Raw genomic sequence first — 17,494 nt, 5'->3', positions numbered from 1 at the left:
CTTTCTTCTTAGTTAAACAAGCCCCCTACTTCAATGTATGCACCGCATCCATAAACATGTCTCCACGTTCTTCAAAGGTGCGATACTGATCCCAGCTTGCACAGGCTGGGGAAAGTAGAATGACGTCTCCTTCTTCAGAGATGTCAAACGCCGTTTCGGCTGCTTGTTTAACATTATCGACTTGTACAATTGTCTTTATTCCTTGCTCTTCGCCAACACGCTGTAATTTTTCTGCGGTTTCACCGAACAGAACCATCGCAGTTACATGTTTCAAATAAGGAGCGAGTTCATCGAATTCATTGCCTCGGTCTAACCCTCCAGCAAGCAAGATGGTAGGAGTGTGAAAGGCGGCTAATGCTTTTGTCGTTGCAAGAATATTGGTTGCTTTAGAATCGTTAAAGAACCTTCTTCCTTCAATTTCACATACAAACTGGAATCGGTGTTTAACACCCGTAAACGTTGCTAACACTTGTTGAATCCCTTCATTTGTAGCCCCGACTAACTTTGCAGCTTGGCTTGCTGCCATAATATTCTCTAGGTTGTGTGTTCCTTCTAATAGAATTTGTTCCTTAGCTACAATAGGCTCATCTTGTACATAGATATGGAAGTCATCCGCCCAAACGCCATCCTTTATAGGATTCACGCTTGAGAATGGAACTTTCTTCGCTCTTGCCTTGTTCGCCAACTTTCGAACGTATTCGTTTTCCTCATTGTAGACGACCCAGTCTTCTTCAGTCTGGTTACGGAAGATCATCGCTTTTGAGTCCCCATAATGTTCCATGGTCTTATGATAATCAAGGTGCGCTTCAAACAGATTTAAGAACACAGAAACAGTCGGATGAAACGCCTCTGTACCGAGAAGTTGGAAGGAAGAAAGCTCTATAACGAGAATATCGTCCTTCTCTGTATGAAGAGCGACTTTGCTCGCAACTTGACCAATGTTCCCTGCAATGTGGACGTTCTTCCCACTTTGCTTCAACATTTCATAGACAAGTGTTGTCGTCGTTGTCTTCCCATTAGACCCTGTTATCGCTACGATTGGGCCATCATGAAGGTAATTGACGAGTTCCACTTCTGTAAGGATTGGTAAGCCTCGATGAACGGCCTCGACCACGATTGGATTGTCGTAAGGGATGCCCGGGTTCTTAACCACCACTTGAACATCATCCAATACAGATAGTGGATGAGCTCCGGTTACGACATCCATTCCTTGTTCATGAAGCGATTGAGCCTGTTCATTCTCTTCAAACGGCTTTTGATCATTCACTCGAACCTGTACACCATTCGAATGAAGGATTTCGGCTGCTGCTTGACCTGATTTCGCAAGGCCAAGCACTAATGCGTGCTGATACGGAAACTGATTTAATCTGTTCACTACATCCACACCTCGATATAAATTCCTAATGCAGCGAATACGAGTCCGACCATCCAGAATGTCGTGACAACTCGCCATTCTGACCATCCAATTAGTTCATAGTGATGGTGGAGCGGACTCATCTTGAAGACCCGCTTTCCGGTTGTTTTAAACGATATAACCTGAATCATGACAGATAGTGTCTCGAGTACGAACACCCCTCCAATAATGACAAGGAGAATCTCAAGCTTCGTTAAGATGGCCACTGTTGCAATAGCACCGCCAAGCGCGAGTGACCCTGTATCTCCTGCAAAGACTTTAGCCGGATGGGCATTAAATACTAAGAAACCTAACGTTGCTCCGACAACCGCTAAAGCGAATACAGATACTTCAAATTGCGGCTGACCATGCCAAGCCAACAAACCAAAGGCTCCGAATGCAATGGCTGATGTTCCTGCCAACAAGCCGTCTAGTCCATCTGTTAAATTAACTGCGTTTGAAGAGCCTACAAGCATAAGTAGGATGAGAATTCCGTATGCCCATCCAAGTTCGAATTGAATGCTTGTAAATGGAATTTCAATGTACGTTGAAAACCCGTTCCGTTCTAGTATGATGTACGTAATAAGAGCAATCACAAACTGTGCAGCAAGCTTTTGCTTTGACGTCAGTCCAAGGTTACGTTTCTTTGCAACTTTAATATAGTCGTCTAGGAAGCCAATTAAACCAAATCCAATCGTAACGAAAAGAAGGATAAAGACTTCAAAATTAAATTGCCCAGCATTGAATGTCCATGTCATTGCAATTGTGGTAATCGCAATAGATACAAGGATCATCATGCCTCCCATTGTTGGTGTACCAGATTTCTTTTGGTGTGATTTCGGTCCTTCATCACGAATGCTTTGTCCAAATTTCAAACGACGTAAGAATGGAATCATTATCGGAGAAATAAGGACGGTAATGAGAAATGCTACTAGCATGGTGATGAGTAATGTTTGTTCGTTCACTGGTTTCTCCTCCTTTAATCGTAACCGTCCAAATTAATAAGTTAGTTCGTCTAGTATCGTTTCTAATTTCATACCTCTTGATGCTTTCAACAGAATGAGTGAATGAGGCTCTATACGCTCGTTTAGTTCACGAACCAAGTCTTCCTTCGTCGTGAAGTGCTTTGCTTCGACCGCTTCTTCACGACGCACTTCTTCTGTAATCAGCGCTGAAGCTTCCCCGACTGTAAGCAAGAGATCAATTGGAGATGTGACGGATTGAGCGACTTGGCGATGAAATTCATCTCGGTGTGCACCAAGTTCAAAGATATCACCTAAGACGACAATTCGTTTCCCCTTAACATCCATCTCCTTCACTACTCCAATCGAAGCTTCCATGGAAGTAGGCGAGGCATTGTATGCGTCGTTGATAATAATGGACGACTTAGGCCCATCTACCGTTTCAAAGCGCATGCCTGTCATTTCTATCGAGTGTAGGCCCTCCTGTATGTGAACAGGCTCCATCCCAATCGCTTTACCAAGCATGATTGCATAGGAAGCATTCTTTACATTATGCTTCCCTAACATCCCGATTTCGTATGACTCTGTATCGTTAATGGTAAAGGTTGTCGAGCGTTCACTCATAGAAACATTTGTGATGTGGCATCGGTTCTTTCCATCGTAGCCGCATGACACAACACGTTCTCTTGTGTGCAGCGGAGCGAGCAATGGCTCATCTCCATCAAGAAACACTCGTCCAGACTCTTTCATCCCTGCTAATATTTCCGTCTTAGCTTGAGCAATTCCTTCTCTTGAGCCAAGGTACTCAATATGAGATTCTCCTATGTTGGTAATGATTGCGTAGTCGGGTTGTGCGATAGTAGACAACTGTTCAATCTCACCAAAATGGTTCATGCCCATTTCAAGTACGAGCATTTCCGTGCCACGAGGCATGGACAAGATTGTAAGCGGCAGACCAATGTGGTTATTATAATTGCCAGCTGTACGATGAGTTTGAAACGATACACCCAAGACAGAACCAATTAAATCTTTCGTAGTTGTCTTTCCATTTGAGCCCGTTACGCCTATAACAGTTGGATTAATCTCCATTCTGTACTGGTGAGCGAGTTGTTGCAATGCAACAAGCGTATCCTCAACGAAGAAGACAGGGAAGTCCTTAGGAAGGTGAGCCGGCAGTTCTTTCTCACGGTTCCAAAAGGTCGCAACGGCACCTTGGTCTATGGCACTATCGATGAATGTGTGACCATCAAAATTCTCCCCTTCTAGTGGGATGAATAGACCGTTTGCTACCTGTTTACGGCTATCCGTAAATACCGCTTCAATACGTCCTTCATCAATGGATCCTTGAAAATGTGTAAACCACTTACTCAACCATTTCGTCGTAAATATCATGAATCTTAAACTCCTTTATTTGTTGGCAAGAATGTGTTCTCTTGCTACTTCAACATCATCAAAATGCTTCACTTCTTCACCTACGATTTGATACGTCTCGTGCCCTTTGCCTGCTATGAGCACAACATCATCTTTAGACGCATGCTGAATCGCATACCCAATTGCTTCTCGTCGGTCCTCAATTGTCTTATAAGAACCAACATCTACTCCCTCTTCCATATCTTGAAGAATGGCTGCTGGTTGTTCTGTACGAGGATTGTCAGAAGTAAATATTGCAACGTCCGCATACTCTACTGCTACTTTGGCCATTAGTGGGCGTTTCGTTCGATCACGGTCTCCCCCACAACCGACCACCACATACACATTCCCCTCCGCGAAATTCTTCACGGTTGTAAGAACATTCTCTAATGAGTCAGGCGTGTGTGCGTAGTCTACAATCACTCCATACTCTTGGCCTGCCAATACAGGTTCGAAACGACCCCGAATTCCTTCAGTGGTATGAAAAGCTTGTTGAATGGTCGCAAGAGGTACTCCAGCCATCCACGCTCCGGTTGCTGCTGCTAACATATTGTAAACACTGAACTTTCCAATAAGTGAACTTTCAATGTCTACACTACCTTGTGGAGTTCGTAACACAAACGATGTTCCTTTAGCACTTAATTCAATGTTCGTAGCCGTCACATCAGCATCGGAGTCAATTCCGTACGTGACGACCTGTTGAGCGGTAGCGTTCATGAACGCCTCATGATAGTGATCGTCCGCATTTACAATACCGAATTTCGGTCTTCCTGTCGTGTATTGGTTCCCAAGACCTGTGAAGAGTAAAGTCTTTGCCTTTAAGTAGTCTTCCATTGTGTCATGGTAATCCAAATGATCTTGAGATAGGTTCGTATAAATAGCGATGTCGTAGTCGCAACCGAATGTTCTGCCCATGCTTAACGCGTGAGAGGATACCTCCATAAAGGCTGTCTGAACACCTTCATCCACCATCTCTTTAAAGAAACGTTGTAATGCGAGAGCATCAGGCGTCGTGTTTTTCACTTCACGCGTCTCATCTCCGATTTTCATTTGAATCGTTCCGATGAGTCCTGTCTTCTCTTCATGAGTTTTGTAAATAGACTCTAATAGGTAGGTGACGGACGTTTTTCCGTTCGTTCCTGTCACTCCGAATAAGCGGAGGGATTGCGTTGGCTGGTTATAGTATGTATTCGCCAATACAGCCATAGCTTTTTTTGTGTCTTTCACAAGCATGACAGGAACAGAAACATCAAGAGGCCTTTCTGCAAGAATCGCACAGGCCCCTTTTTGTACTGCTTGTTCAGCGAAATTATGTCCATCTACGGTAAAGCCATCAATGCAAATAAATAAGTTGTTTTCTTCTACAGCGCGAGAGTCCATCTCGATCCCTGTTATGTTTATATGTTGGATTGGTTTTGTTAATTCATATACTTGGAGAGTCGCCATTAAGTCGACTAGTTTCATACAATTCAGGCTCCTTATGTTTGATTTCATATACGTTCCCTATTATAGCAAAGTGTTGTGATTCGTGCGATTCTAACTTTTATGATTCGTCGTCTTTTTCATCTAGTGCTTTGTCATCAGGAGAGTCTGATAAATAGAGTCGAATGGTAGAGCCTTCCTCAATTTTCGTACCTGCTTTCGGCGCTTGACCGACAATGTATGGTCCCGTGCCACTCGTTTCTACAGATACGTTGATTAAATAGTTATTCAATTCCTTCGTTTTTAGGCCGACCAAATCAGGAAGTTCAATAATTGGAGCATCTGGCCATTGATATTCTTTCTCTAGACCATCCGTTCGCTTCTTAACGCCTAACGCTCGAAGGCCATCTTCCATGATATTCCCTACAATAGGAGCAGCAACAACTCCACCGAACTGAACGGTGTTCTTCGGATTGTCGATTGCTACATAAACAACTATTTCAGGGTCATCTGCAGGTGCGAATCCAATAAATGAGACAACGTGGTTGTTCTCCATGTAACGTCCGTCCGCTCCTACTTTTTGAGCGGTACCTGTCTTACCTCCAACGCGGTAGCCATCAGCAAACGCCCCTCTACCAGTACCTTTTGCGACGACACTCTCAAGAGCAAGGCGAATTTCCTTTGAAGTATCTTCTGAGATCACCTGCTTCTTCATAGTCGGCTCCGTCTCTTGGACGACCTCACCAGTTGCTGGGTCTGTCCAAGACTTCGCAATGTAAGGCTCGTATAAATAGCCCCCATTAACAGCAGCAGCGACGGCTGTTACTTGTTGGATGGGAGTCACTGATACACCTTGACCAAAGGCTGTTGTCGCTAGCTCAACAGGACCAACACGATCTTCAGAGAATAAGATCCCAGACCCTTCGCCTTGAAGGTCGATACCTGTCTTTGATCCAAATCCGAAATCCTTAATGTACGAGAACAAATCTTCTTTCCCAAGTCGTTCTCCAAGCTCCACAAATCCTGGGTTACAGGAGTTTTGTACAACTTCTAGGAATGATTGGCTTCCATGGCCTCCTCGTTTCCAACAACGAAGTGTCGCTCCTCCAACTTTCGTAGAACCACCGTCGTAAAATGAATCATTCTCAAGATCCACAAGGTTTTCTTCTAATGCGGCGGCAAGCGTGATGATCTTAAACGTAGAACCAGGTTCATACGTACTCCAAATGGGCAAATTTCGGTTGTACACTTCCTGAGAAACTTCTTGATAGTTCTCCGGGTTGAACGTTGGTCGACTCGACATCGCCAAGATTTCTCCCGTATCAGGGTCCATCGCTATGGCAACTGCTCCATCGGGCTCGTACTTTGCTTCAGCCAAGTCCAACTCTCTCTCCACTATGGTCTGCAAGCGGTCGTCAACTGTAAGGGCTAAGTCATACCCATCCTTTGGAGCTTCATAGACATCCGCTATGTCAGGAAGTCGTCTCCCCTTTGCATCTGAGAAGAACGACAAGTGCCCTTTCTCCCCGCTCAATTGCTCGTCATAGAATAACTCCAAGCCCATCAATCCTTGGTTATCAATGCCACTAAAGCCTAGAACATGGGATAAATACTCTTCTTTCGGATAATGCCGTTTTGAATCTTCGGCAATGTACACGCCAGGCATATTCAACGTTCGAATTTCATCAGCCTGTTCTTCGGAGATTTTACGGCCTTCTGGATGAAGACGCTCAATAGACTTGTTCTTTGTAACGTATGTGTATGCTTTCTCGACATCCATGTCTAAGACCGCTGCAAGCTGTTCCGCAGTCTGTTGTGGGTTTTTAATCTGTCTTGGCACGACCATCACTGATGGTGCCGAAACATTTTCAGCAAGTACTACACCATTACGGTCTGTGATGTCCCCTCGTTCAGGTTCAAACGGGATGTCGCGACTCCACGATTCCTTCGCCCGCTCCATCAATGTATCTCCAATGATAAACTGCACATACCCAAGCCTCGAGTCAATTACGAGGAAGACAACCATGGCCAAAAGAAAAACAGTGACTAACCGTTTACGCAAGGTCACATTTGATACACGTTTCATGGTCCAACCCCTTTTTCTCCATGATAAGCTTGTATCAATGTATGACTTGTACCAAACGATTAGAACACTGCTTGTCGTTACTCTTCATTTTCTATTGTTTCTTCTTCGTCCTCTTCAGTCTGACCGTCCTCATCTTTTGGTGCTTGTTCATTCGGTGGTTTCAAGTCAACGGTCAGATACGTATCTTCTGTGATCTTGGCATCTGGTTGTATCCCTTGGTCGTATACAAATCCATTGCCGATATAGTTCACTTTCAAACCTGAAAGTTTACCGAAATTCAACACTTCACGAAGGGACCAGCCAGTCAAGTCAGGCATTCGGATGGTTCCATTTGTTTTAAGGAATACCCGCTCCCCTTCTAATAAAGACTGGTTCGGCATAGGAAGCATTTCTGTCACTTCCCCTCCGGAACCAAGAACAAAGGGTTCAAGACCTGCTTGAGACAACTCTTTCTTCGCTTTTGTCACAGACATTTCTGTTACATCAGTTAGGTCAACCTGCTTCATCTTCTTCACTACATTCGATTTATCTGGTTGTATGTCCAAATAGTGAAGACTATTCTCCATTACGGTTTTGAATATGTGGGAAGAAGGCTCATTTCCAACTTCCGTAGGTTCAAGCTCCGGCTGCTCCACAGAGACATACATCATTAACTCAGGGTCGTCCGCTGGCGCCATACCAAGAAAGCTAAAGATATGATTGCCTTTACCGGTCATATATCTCCTCGTCTCTGGATCGACAATTTGTGCGGTTCCGGTCTTCCCAGCAACTGTGTAATCGTTCAATGCGTAAACTTTACCTGTACCTTCTTCACTATGGACAACTTTCTCCATTAGCTGTCTGGTTTGTTTGGCGGCATCACTTGAAATGGGTTCTCCTGCCACTTCAGATTTCTTCTCCTCAAGTGTGTCCCCTGTGTCAGGGTCGATTACTTCTGAAATGACATAAGGCTTCATCATCTTGCCATCGTTCGCCACGGCACTTGCCGCCATCAACTGTTGAATAGGCGTTACCGTTGTGGCTTGGCCAAAGGACGTTGTAATTACGTCAAGCGGGGTGTCATAGACAAGTCGACCAGATGCTTCCCCAGGGAGATCAATGCCCGTTTCTTTAGTGAGGTTAAATTTCTCTAGGTATTCTCGATACAATTCAGGCCCAAGCATTTCATACGCAACCTTGCCTGCTGCAACGTTTGATGAGCGTGCAAAACCTTCATCATAAGGAATTGCCCCCCAACCCTCACCATTATTATGGTCATGAATGTCGTCTGAAGAACCATCTGGTTGATAGCTTCCAGATTGAAAGCTCGCTTCTCCGTTGTATACGCCAGCATCAATCGCAGACGCAAATGTGAAGATCTTCATCGTAGATCCAGGTTCAAAGGGTCTTGCGATGACATCGTTATACCAATTTTGAATATTGGATCGCAAATTTGGATTAAAGCTTGGTCGATTGCTTAATGCAAGAATCTCCCCTGTCTTTGGATCCATTACAACAGCCGTCATGCTTTTAGGCTGGTACTGTTCGTTCACCTTCGACATCGCATCCTCAAGGAAAGTTTGAACCTTTTGGTCAATCGTTAAATATACGTTTGAACCATCATCAGGTTCCTTGATCACTTCATTTGGGTCAAGGAGCTTATCATTATACTTGTCTCGTTCATAGGAGATAGCCCCATCTTCTCCCTTAAGGAGTTCTTCCTTCTGTTCTTCAATCCCCATTGCCCCGGTAAGTTCACCGGTTTCATCCGCTTGTGTAAACCCAAGGATATGGGAAGCAAATGTTCCATTTGGGTAAAAGCGCGTTGGTTCTTCTGAGAAAATGATTCCAGGAAGTTCAAGCTCCTCAATCTTGTCTTTCTGATCTTGAGAAAGATTCGTTCCTTTAGAGCCAAATTCAACTTGGAATGGACCTTCTTTCTCAAGACGGGCATGAATCTCGCTTTCTTCCATTCCCAAGATTGGCGCAAGCGCTTGTGCTGTCTTATCTATATCATCTACGTGCAATGGGTCTCTGTTGGAAGGGACATCCTTTGAATACGTCTCATCAATAATTGCCTGTACGGTATAGGTTGGACGATCGTATGCAAGGGTCATCCCATTCCTGTCCATAATATTTCCCCGCTCTGCACTTAAGGTGTAGCTGGATGTCCGCTTCTTCTTTGCCCATTGTTCTAAGTCGACACCTTGTATTTGTCCCGTCGCTTGTATGTATACGAAACGTCCGAAGAGTACGGTGAACACAATGGTGAAGAAGAACATGAGCAACTTAGCCACTCGGTGTGTTGACTTACTCTTTCTTGCTGCCATAGTGACCCCCTATTCATTACTCCTCTGATAGAGAATTCGCTTGTTTCACTTCAGATTTCTGAATCTCCAATCCATTCTCTTCTGCAATACGTAAGATGCGATCTGGGTTACTTAATTCTTTCACCTTGTACTCAAGGTTTTCGTTTTGAACCTGTTGCTGGCTAATGTCTTTCTGGATGGATTGAATATCTCGGTTCAGTGAGTCCATTGTTGAAGCGTACGACACGACGTAAGTTGAACACGCAATGACAACAGAACATACAAGAGAATATAACACTTTCTCCTTCTTTGTAATCCATGGTTGCTTCTTAACTTGAACTTGAACTTGCCTTTTCTGTGCTTGTTGTTGGAGTTCCCGTTTCTCTAATTTGCGGGCCTTTTCAGCACTCATTCTCGCATCCACCTTTCTTTATCTGTTAAAAGTTTCACTCCAAGGTTTTACTTTCTCTACTACACGTAATTTTGAGGATCTTGCACGACGGTTGTGTTCCAATTCTTCTTCGCTTGGGCTAACGGGCTTCCGTGTGACCATTTGGAACGGCGGCTTGTGCTCTTCTGGGATAACCGGAATATTCTTTGGTAACGGAGGATTGGAACTCCATTGTTTAAATGTTTGCTTGCAAATGCGGTCTTCTAGAGAGTGGAAAGTAATGACAGCGATTCGCCCATTCTCGTTTACAAGTCGACCTGCTTGATAAAGAGCATCCTCGAAGACATTCAATTCATCGTTCACAGCAATCCGTATTGCCTGGAAGATTCGTTTAGCCGGATGACCACCCTTACGTCTTGCTGGTGCAGGAATGGCATCTTTAATTATTTCGACGAGTTCAGTTGTAGTTTGGATAGGAGAATCTTCCCGTTTTTTTTCAATTCCTCTGGCAATTTGCTTTGAGAACTTCTCTTCCCCGTATTTAAAGAAAATACGCACGAGTTCCCCATATTCCCATTCATTCACGACTTCATACGCACTTAAACGTTGTTCTTGATTCATGCGCATATCAAGCTTGGCATCTTGGTGATAACTAAAGCCACGCTCTTCCTCATCTAGTTGCGGCGATGACACTCCAAGGTCAAATACAAAGCCATCAATTGACGTAATCCCGCGTTCTTCCAACTCTTCTTCGAGGTGCTTAAAGTTCGAGTGGATGAAGAGGGTACGATCGCTGTAATCTTTCAACCTCTCTTTGGCATGATTGAGTGCTGTCGTGTCCTGGTCGAAAGCAATCAGTCTTCCCTCTTGGCTTAATTGTTTGACGATCAGTTCTGAGTGACCGCCTCCACCTAACGTGCAATCCACATAGATGCCGTCTGGCTTCACATTTAATAAATCTACAGTTTCGTTTTTAAGTACAGTTATATGTTCAAACATTGTCTCACCCGTTTCTATCTTTATATGCTCGTGCCTCTATGGTGTCAAAGGACTAAATATCGAAATCCAACATATTCTCAGCAATTTCCGAGAAGGATTCTTCTGAGTCTTGGAAGTAGTCTTCCCATTCTTCTTTCGCCCAAAATTCGATGCGATTCGAAACGCCGATTACAACGCATTCTTTCTCTAGAACGCTATAAGCGCGAAGTGGACTGGGAATATTGATGCGCCCTTGCTTATCAATTTCACATTCAACAGCTCCTGAGAAGAAGAACCGTGTAAAGGCTCGGGCATCCTTTTTGGTTAGTGGGAGTTTCTTTAGTTTCTCCTCTAGGACTTTCCATTCATTCATAGGATACGCAAATAAACAACGGTCAAGCCCTCGGGTTAACACAAATGTCTCTCCAAGACCTTCACGAAATTTAGAAGGTACGATAATTCGTCCCTTTGCGTCTATATTATGTTGATATTCTCCCATGAACATATAGAACGCCCCACTTTCTCCCTCTAGAGTACCACATCCCCCCACTTTCTACCACTTCATTTTCTTTATTCTTCTGCAAACGAAAAAATCCTGCTGAAAATCAGCAGGATTTCAACTTTTTATACTCTTCGACGACGGTGGGGGATTGTGGGGGGGGTTACACATAAATAAGGTGATGTTCACATTCCCAATCGTATTCGAGTTCATTTAGTTTAGATGGTAGCTCAAATCCATATTTATTCAACCAAGGAAGGACATTCCAAATGCGCTCTTGAAGTCCCCCTTCAGGATGCAATGTTAGGTCGAGCTCGTCGAAAATCTGAAGCTCATGTGAGTGTTGCTCTTCAAGCGCCTTCTCCATACGCTCTTGAAGGAACTCCACGTCACGGAATAAATGGAACAAGTTCTTTTCAGCCAGTTGGCCAATATCATCGCGGATCTCATGCGCTTTGTCTTTCAACGGACGGTGTGCACGTTCTACTGCACGCTTGACTTCATCTGCTAGTTCAACCACCGGTGGATAACTTTGCATCGCAATCCAGTGACTCTTATAATGAGAAACTCCTTCGTTAATCGCCATGCTTGGAGCAATCTGGTGACGATGCAACCATTTCTCACTCTTTCGATCAAGGAGTGAAATCGAGATCCTTGGAAGTACGGGTGGCATGTGAAGACCTACTGCATGGAAGGCAGGCTTCAACGCAGACCAATAAGCCACTTCACCAGGACCCGCTATAAAGGCCAGGGTAGGCAAGACAAATTCTTGCATGAGAGGACGCGTAACCACATTGTTGCTTAAGAGATGAGGAGATTCCTCCGCAATGCGACGAAGCTCCTCGGTTGTACATCGACATTCGCCCTGTTTACCTTCCCAGTGCCCATCTTCATTCCTAACTAAAAGAACGCGTTCTCCTTCATGCGTATAGAATAGATGTCCATCTTGATGTGTGGCATCAAGATTAACTGGATATCCCTGTTGCGCAGTGTGATGGAGCGCTCGTTCTACCCCTTCAGCAATAGCAGGCTGAGATTGAATCATCTTATCGAAGTAAGGCGTCTCTAGCTTCCTTAATCCAGGGTCGTGTGAATCAAGTAAGATGAGCCCCTCTTCTTGAAACAAACCGAATAGAATTCGCGCGAAAAAGTCTACAAACGTACGTGATTGACTGAGCTTGTCTTGAATCTGGCTCTTTAAATCTTTCGTATATGCCGTTTCATCAAGCTGACTAAACAGTCGTTCTACCCACTGATTCATTGCTTCATGGTCCATTTCCATTTCGGATACAGAAAGTTTCTGAAGTTGTTTCTGTAAGACTTTAAATTTCTTCATACGAGGATGATGGGACAGATAGATGTGGTTAATCTCATCATAATCATGGTCTTCCCCTGCTATCCAAAATACAGGAAGCACCGGAACCCCCAACGCTTTTGTCTCTTTCTTAGCGAAATCTAGGATAGAGATAATCTTGTGAATGGTATAAAGCGGGCCTGTAAGTAAACCTGCCTGTTGTCCACCTACAACCACAACGCTATCTTCACGCTTCAACTCCTCAATAGAGTTAAAGGTTGACTGAGGCGCCCCCCATCGCTCGTTCACTTCTCTTAAATGAGCTACAAGTTGCTCACGTTGATAATGTTGTTCCTTTATATCATTAATCCGTTGTTGAAACGTCTCTTGTTTCCATGGATTATAATCAAACTTCTCTATAACTTGATCCGATTGTTCTCGGTATGCTTTCACAAGTCGATTCTGTGATGTTAACTGTATCGGTTGGATCCGCATGAACGACCTTCTCCTTCTTTAATAAATCTATGTATTCCATATCGTATTGTATAGGAAAGTCCGCTCATTTTCATCCTTAACGGCTTATAACGCAAGAATTCGTTCCGTCACTCCGTACACAGTTAACCCAACATAAGCCATCATAAATAAGAAGAAGCTTAAGCGCCAAAATCCTTTCCATGCTTTCATGAAATAGATGTCTTTCTTATATTTCCATTGAAGGATTACAAACATACTTAATAGAACGATAAGGAACAACAAGATATACCAAAAATAAGAGCGTTCAAATATGACAAACAAACTGACTTCAACGGCAAGTATATAAACGAGCACCGTTGTATTGATTGCGAATCGGAGCGCTGGCTTCCCTCTTCGGTAGAACTTCCGCGCAATAAAGAAGACGACGAGCGTCGTTGGGATTGGCATCGTGATTACGATTGCGAATAAATAGGCAAGTACATCATTCATCTAACCCCTCCTTTCAGTTTAGCTCTAGTTCTTTAATCGCGTTATATAAGAATGTATTTATAGGACTTGGAAACCCTTTAGCAGCCGCTTCAGCACATAGATATCCAGTAATGGCATCAAGTTCAGTCTTACGTTCATGTCGTATATCTTTCAACATGGAGGATTCATTGTTCGCTGTTTGACGAATGACAGATTGTACGTACGTCCACATTGAATCCATTGAGACACCTAAAATTCCACAACATTCCTCACATACCATTCGGGCCAGCTGATGCAAATGTGGGGAGTTTAGTAATTGTCCGTTCTTCACCTTAAACAACGCAGTTAATGGATTGACCGTCGCATTGACAATGAGCTTCTCAGTTAATAGGGAGCGGTAATCTTCTGACTGTTCAAACTTGAAGCATTTCATCTCATTACCGACAAGTTGTTGAATAAAGCGTTGATCAAGTTCATTTACCGGTGCGAATCGAATCCTACCAACGCCTCTATGAACCACACTTCCAATACCCGTTCGTAACACCCCATGTTCGACTACCCCAGCATATACAGGTTGGGTAAGCTCTTCCATCATCCTTATATGGGCCATGCCATTACAGAGGAATAGCAAAGGTGTGTTAGGTGCTTGTTCGATTATGGAAGAGAGTACCTCCTCTAATGCTATCGTCTTGACACACAACATCATGAAGTCTTCATCTTTGAAATTAGTGCTAACCCGTACCTCATCCACATAGAATTGCTTTCTATCCCGACTTCCACCAAATTCACGAATGTGTACAGCTTGCGTTTCACTTCTTACATATAACGTCACCTTGTGCCCCATTTCTATTAGGTAAGAAGCTGTCAGAAGACCTACGGCTCCCCCTCCTACGACACCAATATTCATATATGTAGATTCACCAGCTTTCTATAAATTCCTGCTTTTATCCTAAGTGTATCATGGGAAAGTGTGAAAAAAGTTTCAGTACATGAATGAACAATAATTCATTTATTTCAGAATTTTTTTATATTATAATAGAGATAGCTATAAAGAGGGGGAAAGAATCATGATGGATGCCATTAAAGTACAACCACTCGTCGTCAATTATAAAACTCTAGAGGAATTTAAGCGCTTTAAGGAATATGGAAATCAAGAATTATCAATGCTTGAGGACTTGCAGAACAATATCATCGAGAACAACAGCACCTCACCCTTTTTTGGAATTTATTATGGAAGCGCTTTAATCGCGCGCATGAGCTTGTATAAAGTACCTTCTAAGTACAACTATTATTTCGAGCCAAGAGATGAGTATTTAGAGCTTTGGAAACTAGAAGTGCTTCCAGATTACCAGAAACAAGGGTATGGAGAAATGTTAGTAGAATTTGCGAAGGGGTATCGTCTCCCGATTAAAACAAATCCACGTGTGAACTCACATGGGTTCTGGGAGCGAATGGGGTTTGACAAACTCTCATACGACATGGAACGAGATTTAGGTGAAAACCCGCTCGGGTGGAGACCAACAGGTGTTGAAGAACAGAACGCTTCCTAGCACAATTAAAATAAGAAGGACTGATCAGTTGTGATCAGTCCTTCTTATTTTGTGCAGATACCCAACTCCACAGTTTCCCCATCTCATCCCAAGCCTGATGATAACGGTTCAACCTCGCTTTCAATCTTTCATTCTCTTCTTGAAGGAATTTCACATCTGTGCTCGGCGATTCTTGTAAGGTAACTTGCGACTGGTTTCGCATCGTCTCAAGGAATAGAATGGCATCATCAATCGAGAAACCTTGTCTAGCTTCTGGTACAACCGCTTCCTCTATCTCTCGTTTACCCTCTTCCTGCCCACTTTTTCTAGTTTGCTTCGCTTCTGAGATTGCTTTCTTATATTGCTTACGCACGGTTGCATTCCATCTGAATCCACAAGCCGCAGACGTTCGTGACAACTTTCTAGCCACCTCTTCGAACGCCTCTAGCTGGGTCGTACCATTACGAATATAGGTCAGCACGGTCTCTGCTAGCAACACATCTTCATCATCAGTCCAAGCATCTTGTCTCGTTGCGTTCATTCTATCCCTCCTATCACTTACTACGAATGTATGCCTTACAAAGGATAGATAGACTAGGAGGGAGAACTATTTTTTACTCAGCAGAAAGGAATTTCTGTATGGCTTCCTTATGCTCTGGTGTATCCCAAACCATAGAGCATCGTCTTACTTCTTCGTCCATCTCTGTAGAGATAGACAACGGCAATTGCTGACGAATGTATTGCTGCTTGAAGATTCGCACTTGTTCCACGGTCTTGTCTGTGTAAGGCTTAAGCTGTTCCAAGACATCATCTACATACGTTCCTTGAACCCAACCAATGTCAATCAACTTGTTCGAATCATAGAGTGATGAACTTAAGAGCCAGTGATAGGCATGTAAATTAGGGATACGATGATAGAGAAGCGTTCCACCTCCCCACCCTGTCGTTAAGCCAAGATCGCCTTGTGTAAATCCACAAGTGACACCTTCCTTTATGTAGCGGAAGTCACATGCTGTCGCGAGTTCTGTCCCCCCACCTCTTGCAGGCCCATTTAATAAGGCGACTGTCGGGATTGGAAATCTCGCTAATTCATACAACACTTCTTTCATTCCATACAACATTTGAAACGCGTTCTGTTCACCTAAATCTCCATGAAAATCGTGTAAATCTCCACCCGAACAGAACACGTCTCCTGCACCTGTTAAGGTAAGCAGTTTAACGCTGTCATCTTCTTTTATTCCTTGGAACGCTTCCTTTAATTCTCCAACCATGTCAAATGAAACCGCATTTTTCACTTGTGGACGGTCCAACGTAATCTGAACGACGTCATCACTTACCTTTTTCACGCTTATCGTTTTATACACCGTACATCCTTCTTTCTAATAAAGTACTAACTCCTTTATTGTAACAAATTTGAAAAAATGAACCACAAAAAAAGAATGCCTCTATGCATTAGAGACATTCTTTCTTGTAGTTTATTGTTCAACCACTTGTTTGCCGTTGTATTGGCCACAGTTTTTGCACACGTGGTGAGATTTTACGAACTCACCGCAGTTCTGGCATGCTACGAAACCAGGTGCGTGAAGCTTCTTGTGGGTACGGCGTTGGTTTTTGACCTTTTTAGAGGTTCTTCTCTTTGGTACTGCCATGTCTTACACCTCCTTAAGCAAGATCCAATACATGAAGTGACAGGATCTATTCTTTCTTATCATCATCATTTAGAAATTGTTGAAGCTTTGCAAGGCGTGGGTCAACTTTCTCTTCCTTCTGTTCCTCAGTAATTAAGGACCAGCCTTGACCTTCACTCAGCGCTTCATTTAGCACGTCCTCATCGTCTGAGAACACTTGCAAAGGAATCTCCAATATAACATTTTCCTTGATATAAGGCGTTAAGTCAAGGACTTCTCCATGAATTTCATGAACTTCTTCGTCCCCTTCTTCGTGATAAGGAGAAAGAGAAAAGACCTCCGTAGCCTCAAAGGAAAATGGATATTCAACATCCGCAAGCGTACGAGCACAAGGAAGGGTCATCGTTCCGTTGAGTTTCATTTGAAACGTTACTTCATCCCCTTGCGTTCTAGCCTGTCCAGTTACATGAACAGGTGGAATCTCACGAATGTCATTTGGCATCGTTTCTAATTCAGAAATATCTACATTTTCATCAAATGTTAATGGTTTTTCTGTAGCAGTCTTTAACTGCTGTAAAGGGAAATTCATTTCAATCACCTCAAAGCAACATGTGTTATTTTAAAAGGTTTTACTTAGTTTGTCAACATTTTTTCTTTACAGGTTATAACTAT

General features: G+C 43.4%; 17 protein-coding genes. 1 reads left to right on the top strand and 16 read right to left on the bottom strand.

The features are described 5' to 3' along the window. Positions 1 to 25: 25 nt before the first annotated feature. The 12 genes from murD to H513_RS0104630 form a co-directional block, all read right to left on the bottom strand. Positions 26 to 1,375: a UDP-N-acetylmuramoyl-L-alanine--D-glutamate ligase gene (gene murD / locus H513_RS0104685; protein WP_026799682.1), complete on the bottom strand. Its 1,350-nt coding sequence runs from the start codon at positions 1,373 to 1,375 to the stop codon at positions 26 to 28. Further along, a complete protein-coding gene (gene mraY, locus H513_RS0104680; RefSeq protein WP_407946594.1) occupies positions 1,375 to 2,331 on the bottom strand; it encodes a phospho-N-acetylmuramoyl-pentapeptide-transferase in 957 nt (318 codons plus the stop codon). The genes murD and mraY overlap by 1 nt, the downstream gene beginning before the upstream one ends. Positions 2,332 to 2,391: 60 nt before the next feature. Then, positions 2,392 to 3,747, bottom strand: a complete 1,356-nt coding sequence (locus tag H513_RS0104675; protein WP_026799680.1) for a UDP-N-acetylmuramoyl-tripeptide--D-alanyl-D-alanine ligase — start codon at positions 3,745 to 3,747, stop codon at positions 2,392 to 2,394. A gap of 15 nt (positions 3,748 to 3,762) precedes the next feature. After that, positions 3,763 to 5,229: a UDP-N-acetylmuramoyl-L-alanyl-D-glutamate--2,6-diaminopimelate ligase gene (locus H513_RS0104670; protein WP_026799679.1), complete on the bottom strand. Its 1,467-nt coding sequence runs from the start codon at positions 5,227 to 5,229 to the stop codon at positions 3,763 to 3,765. A gap of 79 nt (positions 5,230 to 5,308) precedes the next feature. Continuing rightward, the gene (locus tag H513_RS0104665) at positions 5,309 to 7,273 is read right to left on the bottom strand and encodes a stage V sporulation protein D (RefSeq protein ID WP_026799678.1); all 1,965 of its coding nucleotides are present in this window, start codon (positions 7,271 to 7,273) and stop codon (positions 5,309 to 5,311) included. A gap of 77 nt (positions 7,274 to 7,350) precedes the next feature. Then, positions 7,351 to 9,582, bottom strand: coding sequence for a penicillin-binding protein (locus H513_RS0104660; RefSeq protein ID WP_026799677.1), 2,232 nt, complete (start codon positions 9,580 to 9,582; stop codon positions 7,351 to 7,353). 16 nt (positions 9,583 to 9,598) lie between these two features. Beyond that, entirely contained in the window at positions 9,599 to 9,973 is a 375-nt protein-coding gene (gene ftsL / locus H513_RS0104655; protein ID WP_026799676.1) for a cell division protein FtsL, read from the bottom strand. Positions 9,974 to 9,991: 18 nt separating this feature from the next. Then, positions 9,992 to 10,951 carry a 16S rRNA (cytosine(1402)-N(4))-methyltransferase RsmH gene (gene rsmH, locus H513_RS0104650; protein ID WP_026799675.1) on the bottom strand — a complete coding sequence of 320 codons (960 nt, stop codon included), beginning with the start codon at positions 10,949 to 10,951 and terminating at the stop codon, positions 9,992 to 9,994. Between the two features lie 52 nt (positions 10,952 to 11,003). Next, the gene (mraZ, locus tag H513_RS0104645; RefSeq protein WP_026799674.1) at positions 11,004 to 11,435 is read right to left on the bottom strand and encodes a division/cell wall cluster transcriptional repressor MraZ; all 432 of its coding nucleotides are present in this window, start codon (positions 11,433 to 11,435) and stop codon (positions 11,004 to 11,006) included. Positions 11,436 to 11,592: 157 nt separating this feature from the next. Beyond that, a complete protein-coding gene (gene bshC, locus H513_RS0104640; RefSeq protein WP_026799673.1) occupies positions 11,593 to 13,218 on the bottom strand; it encodes a bacillithiol biosynthesis cysteine-adding enzyme BshC in 1,626 nt (541 codons plus the stop codon). An 84-nt stretch (positions 13,219 to 13,302) separates the two neighbouring features. Continuing rightward, entirely contained in the window at positions 13,303 to 13,686 is a 384-nt protein-coding gene (locus H513_RS0104635; protein ID WP_026799672.1) for a DUF3397 domain-containing protein, read from the bottom strand. A 13-nt stretch (positions 13,687 to 13,699) separates the two neighbouring features. Next, positions 13,700 to 14,572 (bottom strand): ketopantoate reductase family protein, encoded by an 873-nt coding sequence (locus H513_RS0104630; RefSeq protein ID WP_026799671.1) that lies wholly within the window; start codon positions 14,570 to 14,572, stop codon positions 13,700 to 13,702. 163 nt (positions 14,573 to 14,735) lie between these two features. Here H513_RS0104630 and H513_RS0104625 point away from each other — a divergent pair, with 163 nt between their 5' ends. After that, positions 14,736 to 15,215: an N-acetyltransferase gene (locus tag H513_RS0104625; RefSeq protein WP_026799670.1), complete on the top strand. Its 480-nt coding sequence runs from the start codon at positions 14,736 to 14,738 to the stop codon at positions 15,213 to 15,215. Between the two features lie 34 nt (positions 15,216 to 15,249). On the opposite strand, the gene H513_RS0104620 is transcribed toward H513_RS0104625, so the two are convergent. The 4 genes from H513_RS0104620 to H513_RS0104605 all read right to left on the bottom strand — a co-directional run bounded on the left by H513_RS0104620 (position 15,250) and on the right by H513_RS0104605 (position 17,411). Continuing rightward, positions 15,250 to 15,735: an RsfA family transcriptional regulator gene (locus tag H513_RS0104620; protein WP_026799669.1), complete on the bottom strand. Its 486-nt coding sequence runs from the start codon at positions 15,733 to 15,735 to the stop codon at positions 15,250 to 15,252. 73 nt (positions 15,736 to 15,808) lie between these two features. Continuing rightward, positions 15,809 to 16,540: an enoyl-CoA hydratase/isomerase family protein gene (locus H513_RS19600; RefSeq protein WP_161625289.1), complete on the bottom strand. Its 732-nt coding sequence runs from the start codon at positions 16,538 to 16,540 to the stop codon at positions 15,809 to 15,811. A gap of 129 nt (positions 16,541 to 16,669) precedes the next feature. Continuing rightward, positions 16,670 to 16,843: a 50S ribosomal protein L32 gene (gene rpmF / locus H513_RS0104610; protein WP_026799668.1), complete on the bottom strand. Its 174-nt coding sequence runs from the start codon at positions 16,841 to 16,843 to the stop codon at positions 16,670 to 16,672. A gap of 46 nt (positions 16,844 to 16,889) precedes the next feature. Next, a complete protein-coding gene (locus tag H513_RS0104605) occupies positions 16,890 to 17,411 on the bottom strand; it encodes a YceD family protein (RefSeq protein WP_026799667.1) in 522 nt (173 codons plus the stop codon). Positions 17,412 to 17,494: the final 83 nt, after the last annotated feature.

Origin of the sequence: Pontibacillus halophilus JSM 076056 = DSM 19796, assembly GCF_000425205.1 — a bacterium.
GTDB lineage: Bacteria > Bacillota > Bacilli > Bacillales > BH030062 > Pontibacillus_A > Pontibacillus_A halophilus.
This window is presented reverse-complemented; position numbering and strand designations above follow the sequence as displayed.